The organism is Pseudomonas sp. LABIM340 (assembly GCF_040017195.2).
Taxonomy (GTDB): domain Bacteria; phylum Pseudomonadota; class Gammaproteobacteria; order Pseudomonadales; family Pseudomonadaceae; genus Pseudomonas.
Genome location: NZ_CM200227.1, coordinates 3,187,294 through 3,209,034 on the forward strand (window position 1 = coordinate 3,187,294; position 21,741 = coordinate 3,209,034).

At 65.8% G+C, this 21,741-nt stretch carries 20 protein-coding genes; 11 read left to right on the plus strand and 9 right to left on the minus strand.

Annotated elements, in window-relative coordinates:
- Window positions 1-16: 16 nt before the first annotated feature.
- A complete protein-coding gene (locus ABKS89_RS14710) occupies window positions 17-862 on the minus strand; it encodes a LysR substrate-binding domain-containing protein (RefSeq protein ID WP_518301024.1) in 846 nt (281 codons plus the stop codon).
- A gap of 194 nt (window positions 863-1,056) precedes the next feature.
- Here ABKS89_RS14710 and ABKS89_RS14715 point away from each other — a divergent pair, with 194 nt between their 5' ends.
- Window positions 1,057-2,007, plus strand: a complete 951-nt coding sequence (locus tag ABKS89_RS14715; RefSeq protein WP_348588907.1) for a DMT family transporter — start codon at window positions 1,057-1,059, stop codon at window positions 2,005-2,007.
- A 1-nt stretch (window position 2,008) separates the two neighbouring features.
- On the opposite strand, the gene ABKS89_RS14720 is transcribed toward ABKS89_RS14715, so the two are convergent.
- The gene (locus ABKS89_RS14720; protein WP_348588906.1) at window positions 2,009-2,707 is read right to left on the minus strand and encodes an MOSC domain-containing protein; all 699 of its coding nucleotides are present in this window, start codon (window positions 2,705-2,707) and stop codon (window positions 2,009-2,011) included.
- A gap of 133 nt (window positions 2,708-2,840) precedes the next feature.
- Between ABKS89_RS14720 and ABKS89_RS14725 the strand changes: the two genes are divergently transcribed.
- Window positions 2,841-3,080: a cytoplasmic protein gene (locus tag ABKS89_RS14725; RefSeq protein WP_348588905.1), complete on the plus strand. Its 240-nt coding sequence runs from the start codon at window positions 2,841-2,843 to the stop codon at window positions 3,078-3,080.
- 164 nt (window positions 3,081-3,244) lie between these two features.
- Here ABKS89_RS14725 and ABKS89_RS14730 read toward each other — a convergent pair whose 3' ends face one another.
- Together ABKS89_RS14730 and ABKS89_RS14735 are read right to left on the minus strand one after the other, a co-directional pair.
- Complete coding sequence (locus ABKS89_RS14730) at window positions 3,245-3,721, minus strand: BRO-N domain-containing protein (protein ID WP_348588904.1); 477 nt, start codon at window positions 3,719-3,721, stop codon at window positions 3,245-3,247.
- Between the two features lie 744 nt (window positions 3,722-4,465).
- Entirely contained in the window at window positions 4,466-5,392 is a 927-nt protein-coding gene (locus ABKS89_RS14735) for a LysR substrate-binding domain-containing protein (RefSeq protein ID WP_348588903.1), read from the minus strand.
- A gap of 80 nt (window positions 5,393-5,472) precedes the next feature.
- Between ABKS89_RS14735 and ABKS89_RS14740 the strand changes: the two genes are divergently transcribed.
- Both ABKS89_RS14740 and ABKS89_RS14745 read left to right on the plus strand, forming a co-directional pair.
- Window positions 5,473-6,795, plus strand: a complete 1,323-nt coding sequence (locus tag ABKS89_RS14740; RefSeq protein WP_081520839.1) for an MFS transporter — start codon at window positions 5,473-5,475, stop codon at window positions 6,793-6,795.
- A gap of 44 nt (window positions 6,796-6,839) precedes the next feature.
- A complete protein-coding gene (locus ABKS89_RS14745; protein ID WP_138216705.1) occupies window positions 6,840-7,769 on the plus strand; it encodes a carbon-nitrogen hydrolase family protein in 930 nt (309 codons plus the stop codon).
- A gap of 38 nt (window positions 7,770-7,807) precedes the next feature.
- On the opposite strand, the gene ABKS89_RS14750 is transcribed toward ABKS89_RS14745, so the two are convergent.
- On the minus strand, window positions 7,808-8,791 hold the full coding sequence (locus tag ABKS89_RS14750) for an aldo/keto reductase (RefSeq protein WP_348588902.1): 984 nt from the start codon (window positions 8,789-8,791) through the stop codon (window positions 7,808-7,810).
- 257 nt (window positions 8,792-9,048) lie between these two features.
- On the opposite strand from ABKS89_RS14750, the gene ABKS89_RS14755 reads away from it, so the two are divergent.
- Genes ABKS89_RS14755 through ABKS89_RS14765 form a run of 3 tightly spaced genes read left to right on the plus strand, consistent with a single transcriptional unit; the run spans window position 9,049 to window position 11,474 of the window.
- Entirely contained in the window at window positions 9,049-9,378 is a 330-nt protein-coding gene (locus ABKS89_RS14755; RefSeq protein WP_081520836.1) for a carboxymuconolactone decarboxylase family protein, read from the plus strand.
- A 10-nt stretch (window positions 9,379-9,388) separates the two neighbouring features.
- A complete protein-coding gene (locus tag ABKS89_RS14760) occupies window positions 9,389-10,396 on the plus strand; it encodes an aldo/keto reductase (RefSeq protein WP_348588901.1) in 1,008 nt (335 codons plus the stop codon).
- Window positions 10,397-10,430: 34 nt separating this feature from the next.
- Entirely contained in the window at window positions 10,431-11,474 is a 1,044-nt protein-coding gene (locus ABKS89_RS14765; protein WP_348588900.1) for an NAD(P)-dependent alcohol dehydrogenase, read from the plus strand.
- Between the two features lie 26 nt (window positions 11,475-11,500).
- Here ABKS89_RS14765 and ABKS89_RS14770 read toward each other — a convergent pair whose 3' ends face one another.
- Window positions 11,501-12,394, minus strand: coding sequence for a LysR family transcriptional regulator (locus ABKS89_RS14770; RefSeq protein WP_348588899.1), 894 nt, complete (start codon window positions 12,392-12,394; stop codon window positions 11,501-11,503).
- 504 nt (window positions 12,395-12,898) lie between these two features.
- On the opposite strand from ABKS89_RS14770, the gene ABKS89_RS14775 reads away from it, so the two are divergent.
- From ABKS89_RS14775 to ABKS89_RS14785, 3 genes are read left to right on the plus strand one after another with little or no spacing between them, the layout of a single operon-like run.
- On the plus strand, window positions 12,899-14,398 hold the full coding sequence (locus ABKS89_RS14775; protein ID WP_348588898.1) for an OmpA family protein: 1,500 nt from the start codon (window positions 12,899-12,901) through the stop codon (window positions 14,396-14,398).
- A gap of 12 nt (window positions 14,399-14,410) precedes the next feature.
- Window positions 14,411-16,213: a hypothetical protein gene (locus tag ABKS89_RS14780; RefSeq protein WP_348588897.1), complete on the plus strand. Its 1,803-nt coding sequence runs from the start codon at window positions 14,411-14,413 to the stop codon at window positions 16,211-16,213.
- On the plus strand, window positions 16,213-17,046 hold the full coding sequence (locus ABKS89_RS14785; protein WP_348588896.1) for a hypothetical protein: 834 nt from the start codon (window positions 16,213-16,215) through the stop codon (window positions 17,044-17,046). The genes ABKS89_RS14780 and ABKS89_RS14785 overlap by 1 nt, the downstream gene beginning before the upstream one ends.
- 69 nt (window positions 17,047-17,115) lie before the next feature.
- Here the strand turns inward: ABKS89_RS14785 and ABKS89_RS14790 are convergent, their stop codons facing one another.
- The gene (locus ABKS89_RS14790; RefSeq protein ID WP_348588895.1) at window positions 17,116-18,117 is read right to left on the minus strand and encodes a zinc-dependent alcohol dehydrogenase family protein; all 1,002 of its coding nucleotides are present in this window, start codon (window positions 18,115-18,117) and stop codon (window positions 17,116-17,118) included.
- 105 nt (window positions 18,118-18,222) lie between these two features.
- On the opposite strand from ABKS89_RS14790, the gene ABKS89_RS14795 reads away from it, so the two are divergent.
- Window positions 18,223-19,134: a LysR family transcriptional regulator gene (locus tag ABKS89_RS14795; RefSeq protein ID WP_348588894.1), complete on the plus strand. Its 912-nt coding sequence runs from the start codon at window positions 18,223-18,225 to the stop codon at window positions 19,132-19,134.
- 27 nt (window positions 19,135-19,161) lie between these two features.
- Here ABKS89_RS14795 and ABKS89_RS14800 read toward each other — a convergent pair whose 3' ends face one another.
- Window positions 19,162-20,034, minus strand: coding sequence for an SMP-30/gluconolactonase/LRE family protein (locus tag ABKS89_RS14800; protein ID WP_348588893.1), 873 nt, complete (start codon window positions 20,032-20,034; stop codon window positions 19,162-19,164).
- 379 nt (window positions 20,035-20,413) lie between these two features.
- On the minus strand, window positions 20,414-21,640 hold the full coding sequence (locus tag ABKS89_RS14805) for an EAL domain-containing response regulator (protein WP_348588892.1): 1,227 nt from the start codon (window positions 21,638-21,640) through the stop codon (window positions 20,414-20,416).
- Window positions 21,641-21,741 lie beyond the last annotated feature (101 nt).

Below are 21,741 nucleotides of genomic sequence, written 5' to 3' on the forward strand. Positions count from 1 at the left end.
GATTTGCCTGCCAGGCTCAGACGGAGCTGACCGAGGCCAGCAACCAGTCATGGAACAACTGCGCCGCCGGTGACAGCTGGCGGTGGCGCAGGGACACCAGGTACTCGCCGCGTTCGGTGACTAGGGCGAGGTCGGTCACCCGCTGCATCTCGCCGTTGGCCACCGCTTCGTCGGCCATGAAGCCCCAGGCCAGGCCAATGCCCATGCCCTGCTGCACGGCGCGGTAGGCGAGGGTGAGCTGGTTGAATACCGGGTCGCTCTCCGCTGGCTGGTAGTCCTTGCCGAAGTGGCCGAACCAGTCGTGCCAGTCCAGGCAGCTCCAGGCCGAGGTATCCAGTTGCACCAGCGGCGCGGCGGCGAGCTGGTCGAGGGTGGTGATGCGCGAGGCGTCGAAATCCGGGCGGGCGACCGGGTAGACCACCTCCGGCAGCACGAAGCGGCTGTTCAGCGTGGTCCAGTCGCCGGCGCCGTAGAGGATGCCCAGGTCGAAATCCACCAGGCTGGCTTCATCGATCTCGTTGATCGCGTGGACATGCACGGCGATGCCGGGGTGGGCCTTGTTGAACTCGATCAGCTTGGGGAACAGCCAGAACTGCGCCAGCGCATGGGTCGCCAGCACTGACACGGCGTTACTCTGGTGCACGTTGCGGATGCGCCGCACGCTGTGCTGCAGACGATCGAGCAGCATGTCCACGGTGGTCAGCAGCTCCGCGCCGGCGGCGGTGAGGGTCACGCCGCGCGGTTTGCGCTCGAACAGCGGCACCTTGAGGCTGTCTTCCAGCGCGCGCATCTGCTTGCTCACCGCGCTCTGAGTGAGGAACAGCTCGGTGGCGGCCTGGGTGAAACTGCCGTAGCGGCCCACGGCCTCGAAGGTGATGAGGGTTTCCAGGGGTGGCAGGGTGCGCAGGTAACGGCTGATGATGGCTCTCCAATGAAAGGCTAAGACATTCCTGAAAGGAATGTCTCGGTGCGGATTTATCCTTGGTCAGAACCTACCACAACCGCTACCGTGGCGGCTCTTTATGGGCATTCACTGAAGTGTCGAGGTTGTTGGAAATGAAGCGCGGGGTGGTCTACGCAGGCATGGCAGGGGCAATCTGGGGCGGGGTGATCCTCGCGCCGTCGCTGGTGCCGGAATTCAATCCACTGCTGATCAGTTCCGTGCGCTTCGCGCTGTATGGCGCCATTTCGCTGCTGATCGCCTTGCCGGTGGCCCTCGGCCTGCTGCGCCGGGTCAGCCGCGAAGACCTGTCGATGCTGATTCGCCTGTCCCTGGCCGGCAACCTGCTGTACTTCGCGCTGCTGTCGGCGGCGGTGCAGTTTGCCGGGGTGGCAGCGGCCTCCTTGATCAACGGCATCATGCCGCTGGCGATCAGCTACCGCAGTCGTTCGGAACAGGACTCGCTGCCGCTGTCGCGGATGAAGATGCCGCTGGCGCTGGTGGCCCTTGGCATCCTCTGCATCAACCTCGACCCCTCGGCGCTGATGGCCGCCGGCAGCACGCCGGGTGAGCGCATCCTCGGCATCGTCTGCGGCTTCTCGGCGGTGGTCTGCTGGTCCTGGTACGCCACCGCCAACGCGCGCTACCTGAAGGCCAGCCACTTCACCAGCCACGAATGGTCGACGCTGACCGGCGTGGTCACCGGGGTCATGGCCGTGGTGCTGGCGGGCGTCGGTGTGCTGATCGCGCCGCAGGCGGTGCCGACCGGCATTTCCTCGGAGCGCTGGATGGTGTTCCTCTGGGTGTCGCTGTTCCTCGCCATCTTCGGCTCGTGGGTCGCCAATGGCCTGTGGAACGCCGCGACGCGACGCCTGCCGATGAGCCTCGGTGGCCAGCTGATCGTCTTCGAGACGCTGTTCGCCTGCGCCTATGCCTACATCAACGAGCAGCGGCTGCCGGGCCCGGTGGAGGCGCTGGCGATTGTCCTGCTGACCGTCGGTGTGCTCTGGGCCATCGGCCTGCACCGTGCTCCGGCAGAGGTTCCGGCGCGCGCCGTGGAGTCCTGAGTCAGGCTTTCGGACTGCCTTCCAGGCGCGGGCTCCAGTCTTCCACCGCGCCGTTCTCCAGGCGCCGCGACAGGGTGCGGCGCCAGTTCGGCGGCAGCGGCAGTTCCAGGCATTCACGCAGCACGTCGGCGTCCACGCGCTTGTCGAACAGCACGGCGGAGAGCCGTTGCAGCGACCATTCGGCATAGGGCCGTTCGACCAGTTCGAGTGTTGCTCCGGCGGACACCGAGCCTTCCTCCAGCACCCGGTAGTACCAGCCGGTACGTCCCGATTCCTGAACCCGCAGGGCCATCTGCGCCACGTCGAAGCGGTCGTTGAGCTTCCAGCAGGGCATGCGCCCCTGGGACACCTCCAGCAAGGCCGTTCCGGCGCGGATGCGGTCGCCCAGGCAGAGGTTCGCTTCGGTCCAGCCGGTGGTGCTGAAGTTTTCGCCGAATGCGCCGGGCTGGCCCAGCAACGGGTGCGCGCCCAGCTCGGCGGCCCAGTCTGCGTAGTGCTCGCGGGGGTAGTGATGGATGGCCTTTTCGACGCCGCCGTGGACGCGCAGGTCGCCTTGCTCGTCGCTCTCCAGCCCCAGCGTGGTCACCGCCAGGTTGGCCTGGCGCGGCTGCTTGGCGATGGCGCTACGCGAGCCGGGCCGGGTGAAGGGCACGGCGCGGCCGGTGAGGAGGGCGTCGAGGGAAACGGCGGGCAGGCTCATGACGGGATTCTCGGGTCTGGAAGTGGTGTCGACCAAAAACTACCTGGACAAAATCCGCCAGGACGGTAGGCTCTGTCAAGGTTTCGATTCGATACCAAGTAATTCATCCGTTCGATTTCCACGAGAGTCCGCCATGCAGAAGTACCGCCTGATCATCCAGCGCCACGGCCAGTTGCTCGGCCAATTCGATTCTGACCTGCCTTGGGCCCGTGACGCTGTGCGCGCCATCGCCGAGAGTCTGGGCGGGCAGGATTTCGACCTGGAGTTGCAGGTGGCCGACAGCGAGCGCCGACTGCTGGAAAGCTCGCCAGCCGGCATCAAGGTGCTGGCGAGCGAGCCGTTGTTCCGTCGGATGCCCTTGGAGTGCTTGTAGGCGCCGGCCTTGCCTGCGGATCGCGGGCATGGCCCGCTCCTACAGGTTGAATTCGGTGTCAGATCGTAGGATGGCGTGGAGCGCAGCGATACCCATCAACGCATACGCACGGCCAGCATGGGCATCGCTGCGCTCCACCCATCCTGCAAAAGCCGCTGAGGCTGTCAGGCGCGCAGGTGGTTTTCCATCAGGCCGACGGCGTCGCGCCAGCGCAGCCAGAGGTTGCCTTGCCAATCCATCACCGGCAGGGATTCGCCCAGCAGGTGCTGCATGCGCCGACGTGGCAATCGGACGTCGTGGTTGGACAAATCGCGCAGGGTAGGCACCACATCGTTGGTCAGCCATTGACGCAGGCTGCGGTTTTCCGGGTGGTGGCAGTAGATCAGCAGTAGGGCGTAGAGGCCGCTCTCGCTGACCAGCAGTTCCGGCTCGGGACTGCCGGCAAGGCGCTCGCGGCGGGACTGGTCGTGGTCCAGCCGGCCGATGAGATGGGCTTCGACGGGGCGGTTGATGAGTTTGCTCAGGTCACGCACCACGAACCACGCCTGCTGCTCGATCAGCAGGGCGCGCAGTTGCCGGTTGTAGCGGACGAACAGGGTCGGGATCAGGCCGTCATCGGCCGGGGAAATCGAAAGGTTCATGCTGTTGCTCCTTGTACGCTCAAGAAGCCGCCGCCCGAAACTGCCGAAGAGGGAGGCGGACCGTGCAAGGGTGGAAAACCAGCTTGTTCGTAAACGCCGGCCGGGCCAAAGCCCGCCTCACACGGCCCGCCATAGACAGCGAAGCGAATCCGGCACCGAGGTGGTGCCGGACTGCCACTGCATACAGCGATTACGAACAAAGATCAGGTTTCCACACCTGGCCACGATGACGCTGTGGCAGGGCGAAACGCTAAGCAGTGAGTTCGTAGGACCGCAACGCCGGAAAAGTGTAGGGACCTTCCCGTGCCTCCCGCAGCAGGATTACCAGCGCAGGCTGACAGCTTTCAGGAACTGCGAGGCCGTCGGGCAATTCCGCACGAAAGCCCCTGCGCCCACGTTCCCCTGTAGGAGCGAGCCATGCTCGCGATCGCGGGCATGGCCCGCTCCTACAATGTGATTCCGCAGTCCGACCGTAGGGCGCATAACCCGGAACGGGTTATCCGCCGATAACGTCACGGCGGATAACGCTGGCGCGTTATACGCCCTACCAGTACGGCCGAGGCGCTACGCAGGATGGCGTGGAGCGCAGCGATACCCATCAACGCACACGCACGGCCAGCATGGGTATCGCTGCGCTCCACCCATCCTACAAAGGCGGGATCGGCATCAGGCGCGCCGGCGGTTTCCATTACCGTGATCCCGCAGCGCGTGACTCCTGGCACCCTGAGACTTCGAGCTGGCGCCTCAACCCAGCTTCTGCCCCAACTCGCCGATGAACTGGCGCAGCCAGTCGTGGTGCGGTTTGTTGTGGCGGGCGATGTCCCAGAGCATGAAGCAGCGGAAGGACGGCACCGGGAAGGGCACCGGGCTGACGGTCAGGTCGGTCATCGCCGCGTAGCTTTCGGCGGCGAAGGTCGGGATGGTGGCGATCACCTCGCTGCTCATCAGCGTCGTCAGCACGCCACTGAAGTGGGTGAAGGATGCGGTGACCCGGCGCGCGTAGCCGGCGGCCTCGAACATGTCGTCGATGAAGCCACGGCGGCCGTCGTAGGACACCCGCACATGGTTCGCGGCGAAGTACTCCTCCAGGCCGATGGGCTGGTCCGCCGCACGGCCGCGCGGGCGGAACAGGCAGGAGTAGGACGAGGAGAACAGCACCTGGGACGAGTAGCTGGTGCCGAAATCCTTCGGTTCGCTGCAGATCACCAGGTCCATGTCCGGGTCCTGCAGGGACTGTTTCCACAGCGAGCTGTTGCTCTGGTGGAAGGCGAAGCTCACGCCCAGACCTTCCGCTGCCGCGGCGTTGACGATGCGTGGCGCGAGGTACGCCTCGATGTCGTCGGACAGCCCGATGTTGAACACGTAGCTGGACTCGTGGGCGGAGAATTCCGGCTCGCTGCCCAGCACGCCGGAGATCGAGGTCAGCGCCTCGGCGATCTTCGGCGCCAGTTCCATCGCCTTGCGCGTGGGCTGCATGCCCGAAGCGGTGCGGATGAACAGTTCGTCAGCGAAATGCTCGCGCAGCCGGCGCAGCGCCGCGCTCACCGCGCCCTGGGTCACGTGCAATACGGCCGAGGCGCGGGTGGCGCTGCGCTCGGTCATCAGGCAGTGGAAGGTGAGCAGAAGGTTGAGGTCGATCCGCGAGATATTACGTATGTTAATCCGGCTCATATTTCCTAATCGTTTGCCCTGCGCCCGCGGGGATTCCTAGTCTGGCGTCCACACAACCATAACAAGGGATGGAGAATCCTGTGGACGCGATTTCGCAAAGCGTGGGTGCAAGCAGCATCCGTACCAGGGGCGGGCAGTCGGATATCCGCAAGCGGGCCATCGCGGTCGGCATCGGCAACTTCATGGAGTGGTTCGACTTCGCCATCTACGGCTACTTCGCCGCGGTGATCGGCATGCTGTTCTTCCCCTCCAGCGCGCCGGGAGTCTCGCTGCTCTCGTCGCTGGCGGTGTTCGCCGTGGGTTTCCTTTCGCGGCCGTTCGGCGCGTTGATCCTCGGCCCCATCGGCGACCGTTTCGGCCGCCGCGCGGTGCTGATCATCACGGTGTTCGGCATGGGCGTCTGCACCACCATCATCGGCCTGTTGCCCTCCTATGAGGCAATCGGCATCGCTGCGCCGATCCTGCTGATCGCCATGCGCTTCATCCAGGGCATGATGGTCGGCGGCGAGTGGTCCAGCGCCGGCATCTACATCGTCGAGAGCGCGCCGTCGAACCGCCGCGCCACCGCCGCCAGCGTGATCACCGGCACCGCCGGGCTGGCCTTCCTGTTCGGCACCTTCACCGCCGCGAGCATTTCCTCGGCGCTGGACGATGCGCAGTTGGCGGCCTGGGGCTGGCGCCTACCGTTCGTGGCGTCGATCGTGATGACCGGCATCGCCGTGTTCATCCGCCGCAAGCTGGGTGATACGCCGGTCTACGAGGAAATGGTGCGCCAGCGCGATGCGCTCAAGGCGCAGGCGCCGAGCAAGGCCGTGCGCCGCCGGGCTTTCATCACTACCTTCGCCTTCTCCGCGCTGTTCGGCGTGTCGCTGTACTACTTCATCACCTACGCCAACAACCACCTGGTCAGCACCGTCGGCCTGCCGCGCAGCAGCGCGCTCTGGCTGTGCAGCATCGCGCTGGTGGTCTACGTGATCGTCAACCCGCTGATCGGCCGCCTGAGCGACGCCATCGGCCGGCGCAAACTCTTGCTGGGCGCGGCTGCCGCACTGACGGTGCTGGCCTACCCGATCTTCCTGTTGCTCAACACCGGCAACCCGCTGGCGATCCTCGCCGGGCTCACGGTGATGGGCGTGCTGGTGGCGATCACTGCGGTGATGGATGTGGTGCTGCTGGTGGAAGTGTTCCCGGCGTCGATCCGCTCCACCGGCGCGGCCCTGGGGCACAACCTGGCCCTGGCGATCCTCGCCGGCCCCGGTCCCTTCATCGCTGCCGCGCTGATCCGCCAGACCGGCGATGCGAACCTGCCGGCGGCCTATCTGGCGGCGGTCTCCCTGGTGTGCCTGGTGGTGCTGTGGAAGACCCTGCCGGAAACCCGCGACAACGACATCAGCCGCTTCTAGGCCCCGAAAAAATTCTCAGACAGTCAGCTCAGACAGGAGTCCCCATGACCCGTGTAGCAATCATCCAGGCCGCCTCCGTTCCCTACGAGCCCATGGCCAGCGTCGAGAAGGCCGCCGGCATCCTGCGCCGGGTGGCGGAGCAGGGCGCGAAACTGGCGGTATTCCCCGAGGCTTACATCGGCGGCTATCCCAAGGGCGCAGCCTTCGGCAGCGTGGTGGGCAACCGCAGCGCCGCCGGGCGCGAGCTCTACCAGCGCTACGTCGAGGGCGCCGTGGTGCTGGACGGCCCTGAACTGGCCGCGCTGGCCGAAAGCGTCGAGCAGACGGGCGTGACCACGGTGGTCGGCATCATCGAGCGTCACGGCCGCACCCTCTACTGCACCGCCGTGACCCTGGCGCCCGGCCGCGGCATCGCCGGCTATCACCGCAAGCTGATGCCCACCGGGCAGGAGCGTTTGATCTGGGGCTTCGGCGACGGCTCGACCATCGAGCCGGTGCAGACCGAGTTCGGCGTGCTGGGCAGCGTGATTTGCTGGGAGAACTACATGCCGGCGCTGCGCCAGGCCATGTATGCGCAGGGCGTGCAGCTGTACTGCACGCCGACGGCGGATGATCGCCCGACTTGGGCTGCGTCGATGCAGCACATCGCGCTGGAAGGCCGGGTTTTCGTGCTCTCGGCCTGCCAGGCGATCCGCCTCGGCGAATACCCGCAGCAGCACCGCGAGGCATTCGGCCTGACGCACAAGGAAGACGACTACGTGATGCGGGGCGGCAGCATGATCGTCAGCCCGCTGGGCGAGGTGCTGGCCGGACCGGTGTTCGATTGCGAGACCGAGCTTTATGCCGACCTCGACATGGGCCTGCTGGAGCAGGGCAACCTCGACTTCGACGTGGTCGGCCACTATGCGCGGCCGGACGTCTTCGAACTCAAGGTCAACACTGCGCCACTGCGCCCGGTGACCTTCGAGGGTTGATGGCAAGCGCCCGGCACCTGTGGGCGCCGGGCTTTCCCTCAGCGGTCGACGCGTTGCTGCAGGTGCGCCGGGTAGCGCTCACCGACGATCTCGATCTCGCGCAATGCCGCTTCGATGGCCGCCAGGTCGGTGGCGTCCAGCACCAGCGAGGCCGCACCGAGGTTTTCTTCCAGGCGATGCAGCTTGGTGGTGCCGGGGATCGGCACTATCCACGGTTGCTGCGCCAGCAACCAGGCGATGGCGATCTGCGCGCGGGTCGCGCCCTTGCTCTCGGCGAGGCGGCCGAGCACCTCGATCAGCCCGGCGTTGGCCTTGCGGTTCTCCTCGGAGAAGCGCGGCACGACGTTACGGAAATCGCTGGCCGAGAACTGCGTGCTCTCGTCGATGGCGCCGGTGAGGAAACCCTTGCCCAGCGGGCTGAAGGGCACGAAGCCGATGCCCAGTTCGGCCAGCAGCGGGAGGATTTCCTTCTCCGGCTCGCGCCACCACAGCGAGTACTCGCTTTGCAGCGCCGCTACCGGCTGCACCGCATGGGCGCGGCGGATGGATTGCACGCCGGCTTCGGAGAGGCCGAAGTGCTTCACCTTGCCCTCGCGGATCAGCTCGCCGACGGCGCCGGCGACTTCTTCCATGGGCACGTTCGGGTCGACCCGGTGCTGGTAGAAGAGGTCGATGCGGTCAGTCTTCAGACGCTTGAGCGAGGCTTCCGCTACGGCGCGGATGTTCTCCGGGCGGCTGTCCAGGCCGAGGGAAACGTCACCGTCCTTGAAGCCGAACTTGGTGGCGATCACCACCTGGTCGCGCACCGGCGCCAGGGCATCGCCCAGCAGTTCCTCGTTGGCGAAGGGGCCGTAGGCCTCGGCGGTGTCGAAGAAGGTCACGCCGCTGTCGAAGGCGGTGCGTAACAAACGGATGCCATCGTAGCGGTCGACCGCCGGCCCGTAGCCGTAGCTCAGGCCCATGCAGCCCAGGCCCAGTGTCGAAACCTGCAGGCCGTTGTGGCCGAGTGTGCGCTTGTCCATCGAAGTCTCTCCAATCGAAAGTCTGTCCTGAAGCGGGAAGGGCAGGAATGCCCGGCGAAACGTCTGGAATGGACTTTACTCAAGGACTTTCGCCGTGATTAGACGGTTGAAACCGCATTCGCCTATGAGCCTGGCTCATGGGTTATAGCCGGCCATTCATGAGGCTGCCTCATAGGTCCAAACGCGTTTCGGCTCTTAATCGCAGGCGTGGCAGGGCCTAGCATGGTCCCCAGTCAACGGGTCAAGCGGAGAACACCATGAGCGAACCAGCTTCCACCGCCCACAAGGCTTTCGGCGATATCGCCCCGGCGCTGGCCGACTACACCGACCAGGTGCTATTCGGCGATGTCTGGGAGCGCCCCGGCCTCTCGCCGCGTGACCGCAGCCTGGTCACCGTCTCCAGCCTGGTGGCGCGCTACCAGGCCAATGAACTGTATTTCCACCTGGGCAAGGCGCTGGACAACGGCCTGACCCGCGAGGAACTGATCGAGGCCATCACCCACCTGGCCTTTTATTCCGGCTGGCCCACGGCTTCCACCGCGCTGGGCGTCGCCCGCCGCGTGTTCGCCGAGCGCGATGCCGCCTGAGGAGCATTCCATGGAATACCGTTACCTGGGCCGTAGCGCCCTGAAAGTGTCGCCCCTGTGCCTGGGCGCGATGATGTTCGGCGGCGAGACCGACGAACCGACCTCGCGCCGCATCATCGACAAGGCCTTCGAGCAGGGCGTCAATTTTATCGACACCGCCGACGTCTATCACAAGGGCCGCTCCGAAGAGGTGGTGGGCCGTGCGGTGGCTGCGCGGCGCGATGACTGGGTGATCGCCAGCAAGTTCGGCAACGCCCTGGGCGAAGGCCCGAACAACCGCGGCCAGTCGCGCAAATGGATCTACCAGGCGGTGGAAGACAGCCTGCGCCGGCTGGGCACTGATTACCTGGACGTCGTCTACTTCCACCGCACCGACGTCGATGCGCCGCTGGAAGAGGGCCTGCGCGCGGTGGGCGAGCTGATCCGCCAGGGCAAGGTGCGCTATTACGGTCTGTCCAACTTCCGTGGCTGGCGCATCGCCGAGGTGGTGCGCCTGGCCGACCAGTTAGGCATGGACCGGCCGGTCTGCAGCGAGCCGCTGTACAACCTGGTGGACCGCACCGCCGAGGTCGAGCAACTGCCTGTCGCCGGCCACTACGGCATCGGCGTGGTGCCCTACAGCCCGCTGGCCCGTGGCGTGCTCACCGGTAAGTACCGGCCCGGCGCCGAGCCGCCGGCGGATTCCCGCGTCGGCCGTGGCGACAAGCGCATCCAGCAGACCGAATGGCGCCCCGAATCCCTGCAGATCGCCCAGCGCATCGCCGAGCATGCAATCGCCCGTGGCACCACGCCGGCCGCTTTCGCCCTGGCCTGGGTGCTGAACAACCCGCTGGTCAGCTCGCTGATCGCCGGCCCGCGCACCGAGGAGCACTGGGATGGCTACCTGCCGGCGCTGGATGTCCAGCTGACTGCCGAGGACGAAGCCCTCGTGGACAGCCTGGTGCCGCCCGGCCATGCCTCCACCCCCGGCTACAGCGATCCTGCCTACCCCGTCGAAGGCCGCCCGGCCCGCCGCTGAAATCCATCCATTCGAAGCGTCAGGAGCAATACCGATGAAGACCCTTGGATATGCCGCGCAGAACCCGCAGGACCCGCTCGGCCCCTTCACCTTCGAGCGCCGTTCGCTGCGCGACAACGATGTGGCGATGGACGTGCTCTACTGCGGGGTCTGCCACTCCGACCTGCATCAGGCCCGCAATGACTGGGGCTTCAGCCGTTACCCGATGGTGCCGGGCCACGAGATCGTCGGCCGGGTCACCGCCGTCGGGCCGAAGGTGACGCGCTACCAGGTCGGCGACGCCGTGGCGGTGGGCTGCATGGTGGACTCCTGCCAGGAGTGCGATCAGTGCCGCAAGGGCGAGGAGCAGTTGTGCCGGCAAGGCAACACCCAGACCTACAACGACCGCGACCGAGTGACCCGCGAAGCGACCCAGGGCGGCTATTCCAAGCAGCTGGTGGTGCGTGAGGAGTTCGTCCTGCGCGTGCCCGACGGCCTGGACCTGAGCAAGGCGGCGCCGCTGCTCTGCGCCGGTATCACCACCTATTCGCCGCTGCGTACCTGGAACGTGGGGCCGGGCAGCCGCGTGGGCGTGGTCGGTCTCGGCGGGCTGGGCCACATGGCGGTGAAGCTCGCCATCGGCCTGGGCGCCACCGTCACGGTGCTCAGCCGCACGGCGGACAAGCGCAGCGATGCCATGGAGCTGGGCGCCGATGCGCTGCTGGTGTCGTCCGATGCACAAGCGATGAAGGCGGCAGCCAACAGCTTCGACCTGATCATCGACACCGTGCCGGTGAAGCACGACCTCAAGCCCTACATGCCGCTGCTCGATGTGGACGGCACCCTGGTGCTGGTGGGGCAGGTCGGGCCCATCGACGAGATCAGCAGCATCCCGCTGCTGCTCGGTCGTCGGCGCATCGCCGGCTCGCCCATCGGCGGCATCGCCGAGACCCAGGAAATGCTCGATTTCTGCGGCAAGAAGAACATCCTGCCGGAGTGCGAGATGATCCGTATGGACGAGATCAACCAGGCCTACGAGCGCATGGAACGCTCCGACGTGCGCTACCGCTTCGTCATCGATCTGGCCACGCTGTCCTGACCGGCAACGCCCTGCGCCGGGCTTTTTCAGTCCTGATGGCGCAGGGCGTCCACCAGCACCGTGAAGGCGCGGGATTTCTGCCGTCGGCTCGGGTAGTAGAGGTGGTAGCCGGGGAAGGTCGGGCACCAGTCTTCCAGCACTTTCTCCAGGCGTCCGGCGGCGACGTGCTCGGTGACCATGTCTGCGGGCAGGTAGGCGAGACCGAAGCCATCCAGCGCGGCGCGCAGGATGTGCGGGCTGCTGTTGAAGGTCAGTTGGCCTTCCACCCGCGCCTTCACTTCGTGGCCGTCCTTGGCGAACTCCCAGGCCATCAGCCCGCCGTAGGTCGGCAGGCGCAGGTTCAGGCAGTCGTGGCTGGCCAGTGCCGGCACGTCCAGCGGGCGGCCCTTGCGGGCAAGGTAGGCGGGGCTGGCCACTACCGCCATGCGCAGGTCCGGGGCAATGCGCACGGCGATCATGTCCTTGGCCACCTGGTCGCCCAGGCGCACGCCGGCGTCGAAGCGTTCGGCGGCAATGTCGGTGAGGCCGTAGTCGATGCTCACCTCGACCTTGATGTCCGGGTAATCCGGCAGCACTTGCGCCAGCTTCGGCCAGAGCACGGTGCTGGCCGCGTGTTCGGCGGCGGTAATGCGCAGGGTGCCGACCGGCTTGTCGCGGAAATCGCTCAGGGCCGCCAGCTCCGCCTCGATCTCCTCGACGCGTGGGGCGAGGGTCTGCATCAGGCGTTCGCCGGCTTCCGTGGGGGAAACGCTGCGGGTGGTGCGGCTGAGCAGGCGCAGGCCCAGGCGGGTTTCCAGCGCGCGGATGGTGTGGCTCAGCGCCGACTGGGAGACGCCCAGTTGCGCCGCCGCCTTGGTGAAGCTGCCCTCGCGCGCCACGGTGACGAAGGCGATCAGGTCGTTGAAATTTTCCCTTGGCATCTTGGCTCCGCTGCATCCAGCGCGGCGGGGAGCCGCGCTGGCGCAGTGTATCCGAGCGGCACGGGGCATGTTTGACGAGAGCATTTGTGCGAGCGCGCGGGGAGGGTGGGAAGAGTGGCGGCACATTGGCGTCAAAATGCCACTGAAAGCACTTTAATATCACTCGAAATGTGATAGATTCCGCATCCGAAAAGTGAGTCAGATCGCAGTGCCATGCAGGGCGCTCGCTACCCGATCAAGGAGGATACCGGTGCAGATTTCCTACGCCCGCCGTTCGTTGCAGGCGACCGCTTACCCCGCGCCTGTGCGCCACCTGGGCTATTCCTCCTGGCGCTTGGCTGTGCCCGCGCGCTGCAAGCTCCCGATACCCGACACCAAGCGCTATGCCATACGGCAGGCGCGTCCGTTGTCCCTCTCGTAATAGCCGAAGTCATCGCCCGCCGCGCCACGCCGGCGGGAGGCATTCGCGCATCCATTCGCCGACCCAAGACTTAAGGGGAAGTCATGTTCAGCAACGCCATCCTGCGGCCGACCGCGCTCGCCGTAGCCATTTCGCTCGGCCTGAGCGGCTGCGCCAGCATCGACAAGGGCCTGGGCGCCTCCAACGGTGCCACTGCCTGCGCCATTGGCGGCCTCGCCGGCGCAGTGCTGCTGGGTGGCCTGGCCGCCGCAGCGGGCAAGAATGTTGGCGCTGGAGCAGCAGCGGGAGCGGCAGTGGGCTGCGGCCTGACCTACTTGTACCAGCAGCGCGTCAAGCGCCTGCAGGCCATTGCCAAGGAAGAGGGCATGGATATCCAGGTGACCGAGTTGCAGGCAGCGCAACCTGCAGGGGCTGCCCAGCCCAGCGCCGCGCCGGCGGTGGTCGGGATTGAGGCGCAGGTACAGGACAGCTCGATGTTCGACGTTGGCTCGGCGCAGATCACCGTCGATGGCCAGCGCCAGCTGCGCAAGATCGCCCAGGCCCTGGCCGAGGGGCGTAACGATCCGAAGAATGCCGGCAAGAAGATCCTCGTCGTCGGCCACACCGACGCTACCGGTTCGGCCGAGTTCAACCAGCGCCTGTCCGAGCAGCGCGCCCGTGCGGTGGGCGGTATTCTCGCCGAAGTCGGCATTCCGGCCAGCGATATCTACTACCAGGGAGCTGGTGCTTCCCGTCCGTTGGCGGACAACACCAGTGAAACCGGCCGGGCCAAGAACCGCCGCGTCGAGATGACTGAAGTCGAAAACCAGCAACTGCTGGTGGAGCGCGTGCGTTCCGAGCGCAACAACCCCAAATACCTCGCCCACGGCACCGCCAGCTCCACCGCCGCCAAGCCCGCAGTCAAGCCGGCCCGAGCACCTACAAAGCCTGCGCCGGTGCCTGCGGTGCAGCCGGAGGAAACCGTCGAGACCTCGGCAGCGTTGCCGGACGGTATCAGCCTGCCGGGCAAGGGCAGCATCGACTTCGGCGGCAGCCTGGTGCTCAGCACCACCTCGGCCCTGGCCCAGGGCATCAAGCCGAAGGCCTCGACCTTCAGCCTGATCTCCCCGGCCTACGCGGCGGTGCCCGCCAGCTCCTGTATTGGCGACATGCCGCGTAGCGAAGGCGCGGTGAAGAACCTGGCCACCGGCGCGCCACTGGCCGAGCCGGACACCACCGACTATCTGCCGGGCATGAATGGCCGGCCCTGGGGCAAGGTGGTGAACGGCCACGTGGCGCTGGTCGGCCCGGTTTCGATCCTGCGCGAGAACGCGCTGGTGGTGGCGCAGCCGGAGATGCAGTTCATCGCCAACTACAAGGCAGGCGGCAAGAAGCAGTCCGCGAAATTCCCAGGCATCGCCAACGCCTACGAAGGCGAGGACAAGGTGCTCTACCGGGTGTTTGCGGCGGACCCGGCGACGTCGCCGGTCACCTGTATGGACATCGTCTTCGACAAACGTTCGGGTGCCGCCACGGGCGGGGAAATCTACTACCCGAAGCAAGGCCAGGCCTATGTCGCCAACTTCCAACCCATCCGCAAATAACGAGAGCTGACCATGTTCGATACGATTCGAGCGTTCTTCCTCGCCTACTGGTACATCGTGGTGCCGGTGGTGACCCTGTGCTTCCTGGCCATTCCGGTGATCGTGTACTGGAACGAGGTGCGCTACTGGCTGATGAACGTGCGCATGCGTCTGCCGCTGGTAGGGCGCATTCGCAGCTGGGTCCGCCATCCGGGCACTCCGGAGGACTCTGGCTTCCTCAGCTCCGAGCGTGAACTGTGCTCCTTCTATGCCAAGTACTACGACGATCACAAGGTGGACAAGGCCTTCTTCAAGAAGTGCGAGAACTACCTGGCCAAGGCCAACGAGGATGGGCGCCGCGAGAAGAACCTGGGCATCTGGGCGCTGATCATCGTGCTGATGCTGATCGAGGCCACGGCTTTCGGTTATGCCCTGGCGCCGTTCGCACTGACCCTGGCCACGCCCAAGACCGCGATGATCGGTGCGTTCGCTATCGGCCTGGTAATCTCCATCATCTGCCTGCTGCTCTCGGAGTTCGCCGGGCGCGAGTTGTACAAGAACTCGGTGGTCGGCCACATCATGTCCTTCGAGGACCTGCGTGGCACCGGCGACATGGGCGACATGGTGCGCAAGAACCTGATCACCATCGACAACACCACCGATGACGACGCGCGTCCCGAGTTCCAGCAGATGCTCAACCGCGTGCGCGCCCCCAAGGACGGCGCGATGCCGGCCAAGCGCTACCGCGTTGCGTCGGCCTACACGGTGTTCATCGTGGTGCTGGCCTGCGCCGCCTTCTGGGTGCGTACCGAAACCCTGAACGCCCAGGAAGCCGAGCTGATTGCCAACCCGCCGGCGGTGAGCCAGACCGCCGACGACTTCCCCACCGGGAGCGACGACGATTTCCCGCTGACCGACGACATGGCGAACCTGAGCCAGCAATCCACCGGCAAAAGCGCCCAGGACCAGATCGATGCGTTGCACCGCGCCTCGCTGGTGACCTTCGCTGTGCTCAGCGTGCTGTTCGTGTTCATCCAGACCACGTCGACCTTCCTGGCCTACATCTTCGGCTTCGCCGGCACCCATTCGCGCAAGGCCTGGGAAATGACCCACGGTTTCGCCAACGCCGATGAGTTCGAGCGCCATCACCTGAGCAAGGCACGCTCCATCGCCGTGGATGCGCAAAGTTCCCTCGGTACCTTGCAAGGCCTGCAGGCCCGCGTGTTCCGTGTCAGCGGCACGACCAAGACTGATACTGGCAAGAACCTCCAGCAGCGCACCTTCGAGAACTACCTCGTGTACGCCGCCAACGAGGCGACCGGCAAGCAGACCGACGAGATGATGCGCAACTTCATCCAGAAGGGCATCGACCGCGTCCAGTCGCTGATCGACGAAGGTGACCTCAACGCAGCGGCAAAGGCCTTCAACGACATCGGCCCGGCCGTGGCTAGCATCAACACCAGCAATCAGGACCTGCTGCCGCTCAAGCAGAAGTTCGAGTCGCTGCGTCCGATGTTCCAGGCCGTACTCGCCACGAGCCCCGCGCCGGTGGCCGCGCCGAAGCCAGTGATTGCCGCTGTCCAGACGACCACGGCCGAGCCCGTAGCTGCCGTTCCGGTCGCCGCTGTCGCGCCAGCCACGCCAGTCGAGACCGTTGCGCCGGTGGCCGCTGTACTCGAAGCGCCAACCGCCGTAGCACCGGCCTTCGACAAGAACGCCTGGGGCGATCTGACCGACTTCGAGGACGAGGATCTGCCTCACGTCGCTTCCAAGCACGGCGTCGATATCGCCCTGCTGCGCCGCGCGCGCAAGCTGCAGTTGCTGGAGAAAGCCTGATGACATTGCGCGGCCTGCTCCTTGCGCTGGCCCTCGCGCCCGCCGCCCTGATGGCGGCGGAGCGCAACGATGTGCCCAGCTGTTACGCCGCCGCCAAGGTCGAGGAATTCCGCACGCCTGCGTCCGGGCGGATGCTCACCGTGGTGGTGGATCAGACCACTCCGCTGACCCCGGACTTGCAACGCACGGCCTGGGGCCATATCAAGCGCTTCATGCAGCCGGGCGACAAACTGCGCCTGTACAGCTTCAGCGCCTACCTGGACGGGCACTACACCCAGTTGCGATTTGCCGGTGAGCTGGAGCGGCCACTACAGGCTTCGGTGATCGAAGACGTGCCAATGATGTCCACGCGCAAGCTGGAAAATTGCCTCAAAGGGCAGCAACAGGTGATGTTCAAACGCTTCGGCCAGGCTTTCGCAAAGGCCATGGGCACTTCCAGCAGCGATATCCCGCGCAGCGAGATTCTCTTCTCGCTCAAGGAAATCGGCCAGGACATGCAGAAAGCGAGCGGGGTGAGCGACAACGTCGTCTTCATCCTCTCGGACATGCTCGAGTACAGCGATTTCGGCAGCTTCTACGTGGCGAACGGCATCCGCACCATCGATCCGGCGACGGAGCTGGCCAAGGTGCAGAAGCAGAACCTGATGGCTGATTTCGCCGGCGCGCGGGTGTATGTGCATGGCGCCGCTTTTGTCCCGACCACTGCTAAGAACGGCTACCGTAGCGGCAAGATGATCCAGAACCTGCAGGGCTTCTGGTCAGCCTATTTCGAGAGGTCCAACGCGCAGTTGCTGGGTTTCGGCAATCCGGAGCTGACCTCGGCCCTGGAGTGATTAGCGGCATTACCCCGGCGCACGCACGCGCGTCGGAGTAATGCATCGATCAAGGCGTCTCCGGGCGCCTCAGAGGGTGACCACCACCTTGCCGAACTGCTGGTTGGATTCCAGGTAGCGGTAGGCCTCGGCTATCTCGTCGAAGGCGAAGGTGCGGGCGATCACCGGGCGCAGCGAGCCGTCGGCGAGGCCGGCGTAAATGAAGTCTGAGGCTTCGCGCAGGCGCTGTGGATCTTCCAGCACTTCATAGACGCGATAGCCGCGCAGGACCAGTGAGCGGCTCAGTACCTCGAACAGCGGGAAGGGCGTGGGCTCGGGGCTCAGGCCGCCGTACTCGATGAGGATGCCGCCCTCGGCCATGGCGGCGGTCAGCGCTTCGAAGATCGGGCCGCCCACCGGGTCGAACACCACCCGTGCGCCGGCCTTGCCGGTGATTTCGAGCAGGCGTGAGCGCAGGTTTTCCTCTTCGCTGGCGATGACCTCGGCGGCGCCGGCCTGCAGCAGGGCTTCGCGTTTGGCCGAGGTGCGCGTCACCGCGATGGGCACCGCGCCCACGCGGCGGGCAATCTGGATCGCGGCCAGACCGACGCTGCTCGATGCGGCGGTGATGACGACAAAGTCTCCTTCGCGCAGCGCGGCGACCTGAACCAGCGCGCCATAGGCGGTCAGGTACTGCATCCAGGTCGCGGCGGCGTCATTCCAGGCCTGCCCCGGCGGATTCTTCACCAGGCGGGCCTGCGGGACCACCAGACGCTCGGCGTGAGTCGGGTCCTCCCGCATCGAGGTCGGTGGCAGGACGCTCACGGCGTCCCCCGGAGCGAACCCGCGTACCGCGCTGCCTACCGCCTCGACCACTCCCGTGGCCTCCAGCCCCAGTCCGGAAGGGAACTGCGGGCTCTCGATGTAGCGATCCGTGCGCAGCAGCGATTCAGCGCGATTCAGCCCCAGGGCCTTGACCCGGATGCTCACTTCTTCGGCGTCGGGGTGGCGAACTTCCACCGGCTCTATGCGCAGGACTTCCGGGCCGCCGAACTGGTGGAAACGAACGGCGCGGGTCTTGATGCTTTCCATGTGATGCTCCCATACGAAAGTGATTTGACGTAAAGCGACTATCAGTCATGGGGTTTGCCCAATAAATGGCGTATAGAAGCAGTTAGTCGAAATCAGGAGTTTCGAATGGATCGTCTGACCAGCATGGAAGTGTTCGTCCGCGCGGTGGACCTCGGGTCCTTCGCGGCGGCGGCGGATGCCCTGGAAATGTCCGCCCCCATGGTGGGCAAGCACGTGCGCTTTCTCGAAGAGCGCCTGGGCGCCCAGTTGCTGATGCGCAGCACGCGCCGGCAGAGCCTGACCGAGGCGGGGCGGATCTACTACGAGCGCTGTCGCGCGCTGCTGGCCGATGCGGAGGCGGCGGACATCCTCGCGGCCGGGGAGGTCGCTGAGCCTCGCGGCCGGCTGCGGGTGGCGATGCCGGTGCATTTTGGTCGACGCTGTGTGGCGCCGGTTCTGCTGGATCTGGCGCAGCGCTATCCGCAGCTGGAGTTGGACCTGCGCTTCAGCGACCGTCTGACGGACCTGGCGGAAGAGCAGATCGACCTGGCCATTCGCACCGGCGAGCCGCAGCCCAGGGACGGCATCATCGCCCGGCGCATCGGCCGGCAGCGCATGGTGGTCTGCGCTGCGCCAGCGTACCTGGAGGAGCACGGGCGGCCGGAACGCATCGAGGAATTGGCCGCGCACCGGGTGCTGGTCTATCACCGCTCCGGGCGGATCAATCCGTGGTTGTTCCCCCGCGAAGGACAGGAAGCGGCGGAGTTCGCGCCGAGTTCGCGGTTGCGTTTCGACGACCTCGCCGCTATTGCCGACGCAGCGGTACGCGGCATGGGGCTGGCTTGGTTGCCTTACTGGCTGGTGCGCGAAGTCATCGAGGGCGGGGCGCTGGAGGAGTTGTTGCCGGAGCAGCCGGGCTTCCTCTACGACGTCCATGCCACCTGGCTGCAGACCACCCAGTTGCCGCGCAAGGTGCGGCTGGCAATCGACGCGCTGGTCGAGGTGATCCCCGGCCTGGTGATGCCGGCGCAGGAGTAGGGCGGCCTGGGCGGCCGCCCGGAGGCGTTACTTGGCCGGAGTGAGCTGCAGCACGCGGTCGCGGCCGCCTTCGGCGAGCAGGTAGCCGCCCTTGCCGTCGGGCACGATGGACTGCGGCGCCTTGAGGAACGACAGGATGGTGCGCGGTTCGCCCTTGCCGTCCCACAGCAGCAGGCGGGCACGGTGGGTGGAGTCTTCGCTGATCCACAGGCCGCGGGCGTCGCACATCAGGAAGGTGGGCTGGTTCAGGCCGGAGAGCAGGACCGGGTCCTCGCCGTCGTCGCTGAACTGGTGCACCAGGCCTTTCTTCTTTTCGGTGTAGAGCAGCTTGCCGTTGGTGCAGCGGGTGACCGATTCGGTTTCCTGCAGGTGGTCGCGCAGCACGGTCAGCTCGCCATCGCTCCAGCGGTAGCGCAGCAGCCGGCCATTCTCGCCACGGTCTTCGATGGCGTAGAGGTTTTCGCCGTCGTCCCACAGGCCCTGTACGGACTGACCCATGAACAGGTCGGTAACCTTGCCGTCCCTGAGCAGTTGTACTGGCTTGCCGTCGGATTCCTGGCTGAACACCCAGCCGCCCCGGGCGGCGATCATTCCGTCAGGTTTGGACAAACCGTCGACCATGACGCGGCGCTCGCCGTCGGCGGCGATGCGCAGGATGTTGCCCTTTTCCTTCTTCAATTCCTGGCTGACCAGCAGGCCGCCATCGGGCAGCGGTACCAGCGATGCAGCCTTCTGCACGTTCTTGTGCAGCACCTCGACGGACCAGCCATCGGTGGCCTGCACCGGATAGAAACCTTGCCAGGCGAAGAAGCCAAGGGCGGCAACGACGAGGGAGCCAGTGCCGGTCAGGGCAAGGCGAATCAGCGGGCGACGGGGCGAACGCACGGAAGTCTGGGGCATGTATCGGCTGCCAAAACTGAAGGTGGGCAACGCTGGGTCGATCCTTTTGGATTTATGCCTTCCTGGCATCCAGCGCGCGGCCGGGCATGGTAACCAGACAGTTCATCGGCGGGCTAGGGCGAATCGGGGTGATAGACAGCACGACGGGCCAATCGTCGTATAGCCGACACTATTGGGACGAATGTGCCGCGAATTGGCGGACATTCCCCAGGGAATTTGCGGTGTTTTGCCGCGTATGTGCTGATTTGCGGGCCATGCGGGAGAATTGGGAAGACTCGTTGATGGCCATTGGCCTACAATTCCTACGTCCTTTGCTGAGGACAATCCAGACGGCTGTTGCGGACAGGAAGTCCGCAACAGCCGTTTTCTTTTCCGCATTTCACTGCGCCGGGCGTACCGCCTGAACCGCTTCCAGCCTCTGCAGCCGAAGCGGCGCACCACGCAGGAAGGTGCCGATCTGGCTGGCATCCATCGGCTTGCCGAACAGATACCCCTGCGCGCAATCGCATTCCAGCTGCTGTAGCTGGCGAAGCTGAGCGGGGCTTTCCACGCCCTCGGCAATCACCCTGAGACCCAGTTCGCGGCCGAGCGCCAGGGCATTGCGCAGCACGATGAGTCGGCGCGGGTCGCCATTGTTCACGTCGGCCACCAGGTGACGGTCGAGCTTCATCTCGGTGAACGGCAGTTCCATCAGGCGCTGCAGGGTGGAGTGGCCGCAGCCGAAGTCGTCGATGGCCAGGCCGCACCCCAGCAGGCGCAGGCGCAGTACGTTCTCCAGGCTCAGCGGCGGCGCGTGCAGTGGCGAGGTCTCGGTCAGCTCGAAAGTGATGCGCCTGGGCTCGAAGTCCAGCTGGCGCAGATTGCGCTCGACCGCGGCGGCAAAGTCGGTCTGGGCGATCTGTTCGGCTTCCAGGTTGAAGGACAGCTTCAGCTCATTGTTGCCCAGGGTCCGCAGGGCCTCGACGGCCTGGGTCATCAGTTCGAAAAGCATGCCGTCGAGCTTGCCGGCACGCCGCAGCCCCGGCAGGAACTCACCGGGGAGCAGGATGTTTCCGTCGTCCATTTGCCAGCGCGCCAGTACCTCGAAGCCATAAACCTGCGCGGTCGCCACGGATACCTTGGGTTGCAGGTGGGCGCGCAGACGCCCGTGGGAGGGCAGGTTGGCGGCTTCGCCATCCTCGTCTGCGGCGGCCTCATTCAGCGGCAAGCCAAGCTGCGCTTCCCGGGGTTGAAAATCGGCGAGCAGGGCGCGCAGGCGCTCCAGGGTCGCGGCCTCGTTGCCCAGCCAGAACACCTTCAAGCCCTGCAATTGCAGCAGGTGAGAGAGGGCGCTCCAGGTGCCCGGCGCCATCTCCCCGCTGACCACCACGCCATGGGCGAGGCGTTCTCGGGCCACGGTCTGGAGCAGCTCCAGGCGCGACACCGGGTCGATGCGCACATCGCAGATCAGCAGGTGGACTCCGCCCTGGCTGCGCAGCCGGTCCAGTGCGAAAGCATTGCTGGAGACCTCGGACAGGAAGCTGTAGCCCAGGTGATGCAGCGCAGTGACAGCGGTGGAACGGTGCAGGCCGGAAGCCTGGAGCACCAGCGCAGAGAGCGGAAGCATGGGGTTTTCTCATGGAGGATTGGCTTGGCGCATTCTCGAAAATGCCTTCCTCGCTGTGAGGCGGAGGATTCCAGTTCTTCTGTCAGGAAAATCCCATCGGC

Excerpts from the sequence above, each read along its gene's own strand:
- ABKS89_RS14795 (WP_348588894.1), top strand. The coding sequence starts at position 18,223 with ATGGATCGTCTGACCAGCATGGAAGTGTTCGTCCGCGCGGTGGACCTC.
- ABKS89_RS14790 (WP_348588895.1), bottom strand. The coding sequence starts at position 18,117 with ATGGAAAGCATCAAGACCCGCGCCGTTCGTTTCCACCAGTTCGGCGGC.
- ABKS89_RS14780 (WP_348588897.1), top strand. The coding sequence starts at position 14,411 with ATGTTCGATACGATTCGAGCGTTCTTCCTCGCCTACTGGTACATCGTG.
- ABKS89_RS14775 (WP_348588898.1), top strand. The coding sequence starts at position 12,899 with ATGTTCAGCAACGCCATCCTGCGGCCGACCGCGCTCGCCGTAGCCATT.
- ABKS89_RS14715 (WP_348588907.1), top strand. The coding sequence starts at position 1,057 with ATGAAGCGCGGGGTGGTCTACGCAGGCATGGCAGGGGCAATCTGGGGC.
- ABKS89_RS14760 (WP_348588901.1), top strand. The coding sequence starts at position 9,389 with ATGGAATACCGTTACCTGGGCCGTAGCGCCCTGAAAGTGTCGCCCCTG.
- ABKS89_RS14805 (WP_348588892.1), bottom strand. The coding sequence starts at position 21,640 with ATGCTTCCGCTCTCTGCGCTGGTGCTCCAGGCTTCCGGCCTGCACCGT.
- ABKS89_RS14735 (WP_348588903.1), bottom strand. The coding sequence starts at position 5,392 with ATGAGCCGGATTAACATACGTAATATCTCGCGGATCGACCTCAACCTT.
- ABKS89_RS14765 (WP_348588900.1), top strand. The coding sequence starts at position 10,431 with ATGAAGACCCTTGGATATGCCGCGCAGAACCCGCAGGACCCGCTCGGC.
- ABKS89_RS14755 (WP_081520836.1), top strand. The coding sequence starts at position 9,049 with ATGAGCGAACCAGCTTCCACCGCCCACAAGGCTTTCGGCGATATCGCC.
- ABKS89_RS14800 (WP_348588893.1), bottom strand. The coding sequence starts at position 20,034 with ATGCCCCAGACTTCCGTGCGTTCGCCCCGTCGCCCGCTGATTCGCCTT.
- ABKS89_RS14730 (WP_348588904.1), bottom strand. The coding sequence starts at position 3,721 with ATGAACCTTTCGATTTCCCCGGCCGATGACGGCCTGATCCCGACCCTG.
- ABKS89_RS14745 (WP_138216705.1), top strand. The coding sequence starts at position 6,840 with ATGACCCGTGTAGCAATCATCCAGGCCGCCTCCGTTCCCTACGAGCCC.
- ABKS89_RS14750 (WP_348588902.1), bottom strand. The coding sequence starts at position 8,791 with ATGGACAAGCGCACACTCGGCCACAACGGCCTGCAGGTTTCGACACTG.
- ABKS89_RS14725 (WP_348588905.1), top strand. The coding sequence starts at position 2,841 with ATGCAGAAGTACCGCCTGATCATCCAGCGCCACGGCCAGTTGCTCGGC.
- ABKS89_RS14720 (WP_348588906.1), bottom strand. The coding sequence starts at position 2,707 with ATGAGCCTGCCCGCCGTTTCCCTCGACGCCCTCCTCACCGGCCGCGCC.
- ABKS89_RS14785 (WP_348588896.1), top strand. The coding sequence starts at position 16,213 with ATGACATTGCGCGGCCTGCTCCTTGCGCTGGCCCTCGCGCCCGCCGCC.
- ABKS89_RS14770 (WP_348588899.1), bottom strand. The coding sequence starts at position 12,394 with ATGCCAAGGGAAAATTTCAACGACCTGATCGCCTTCGTCACCGTGGCG.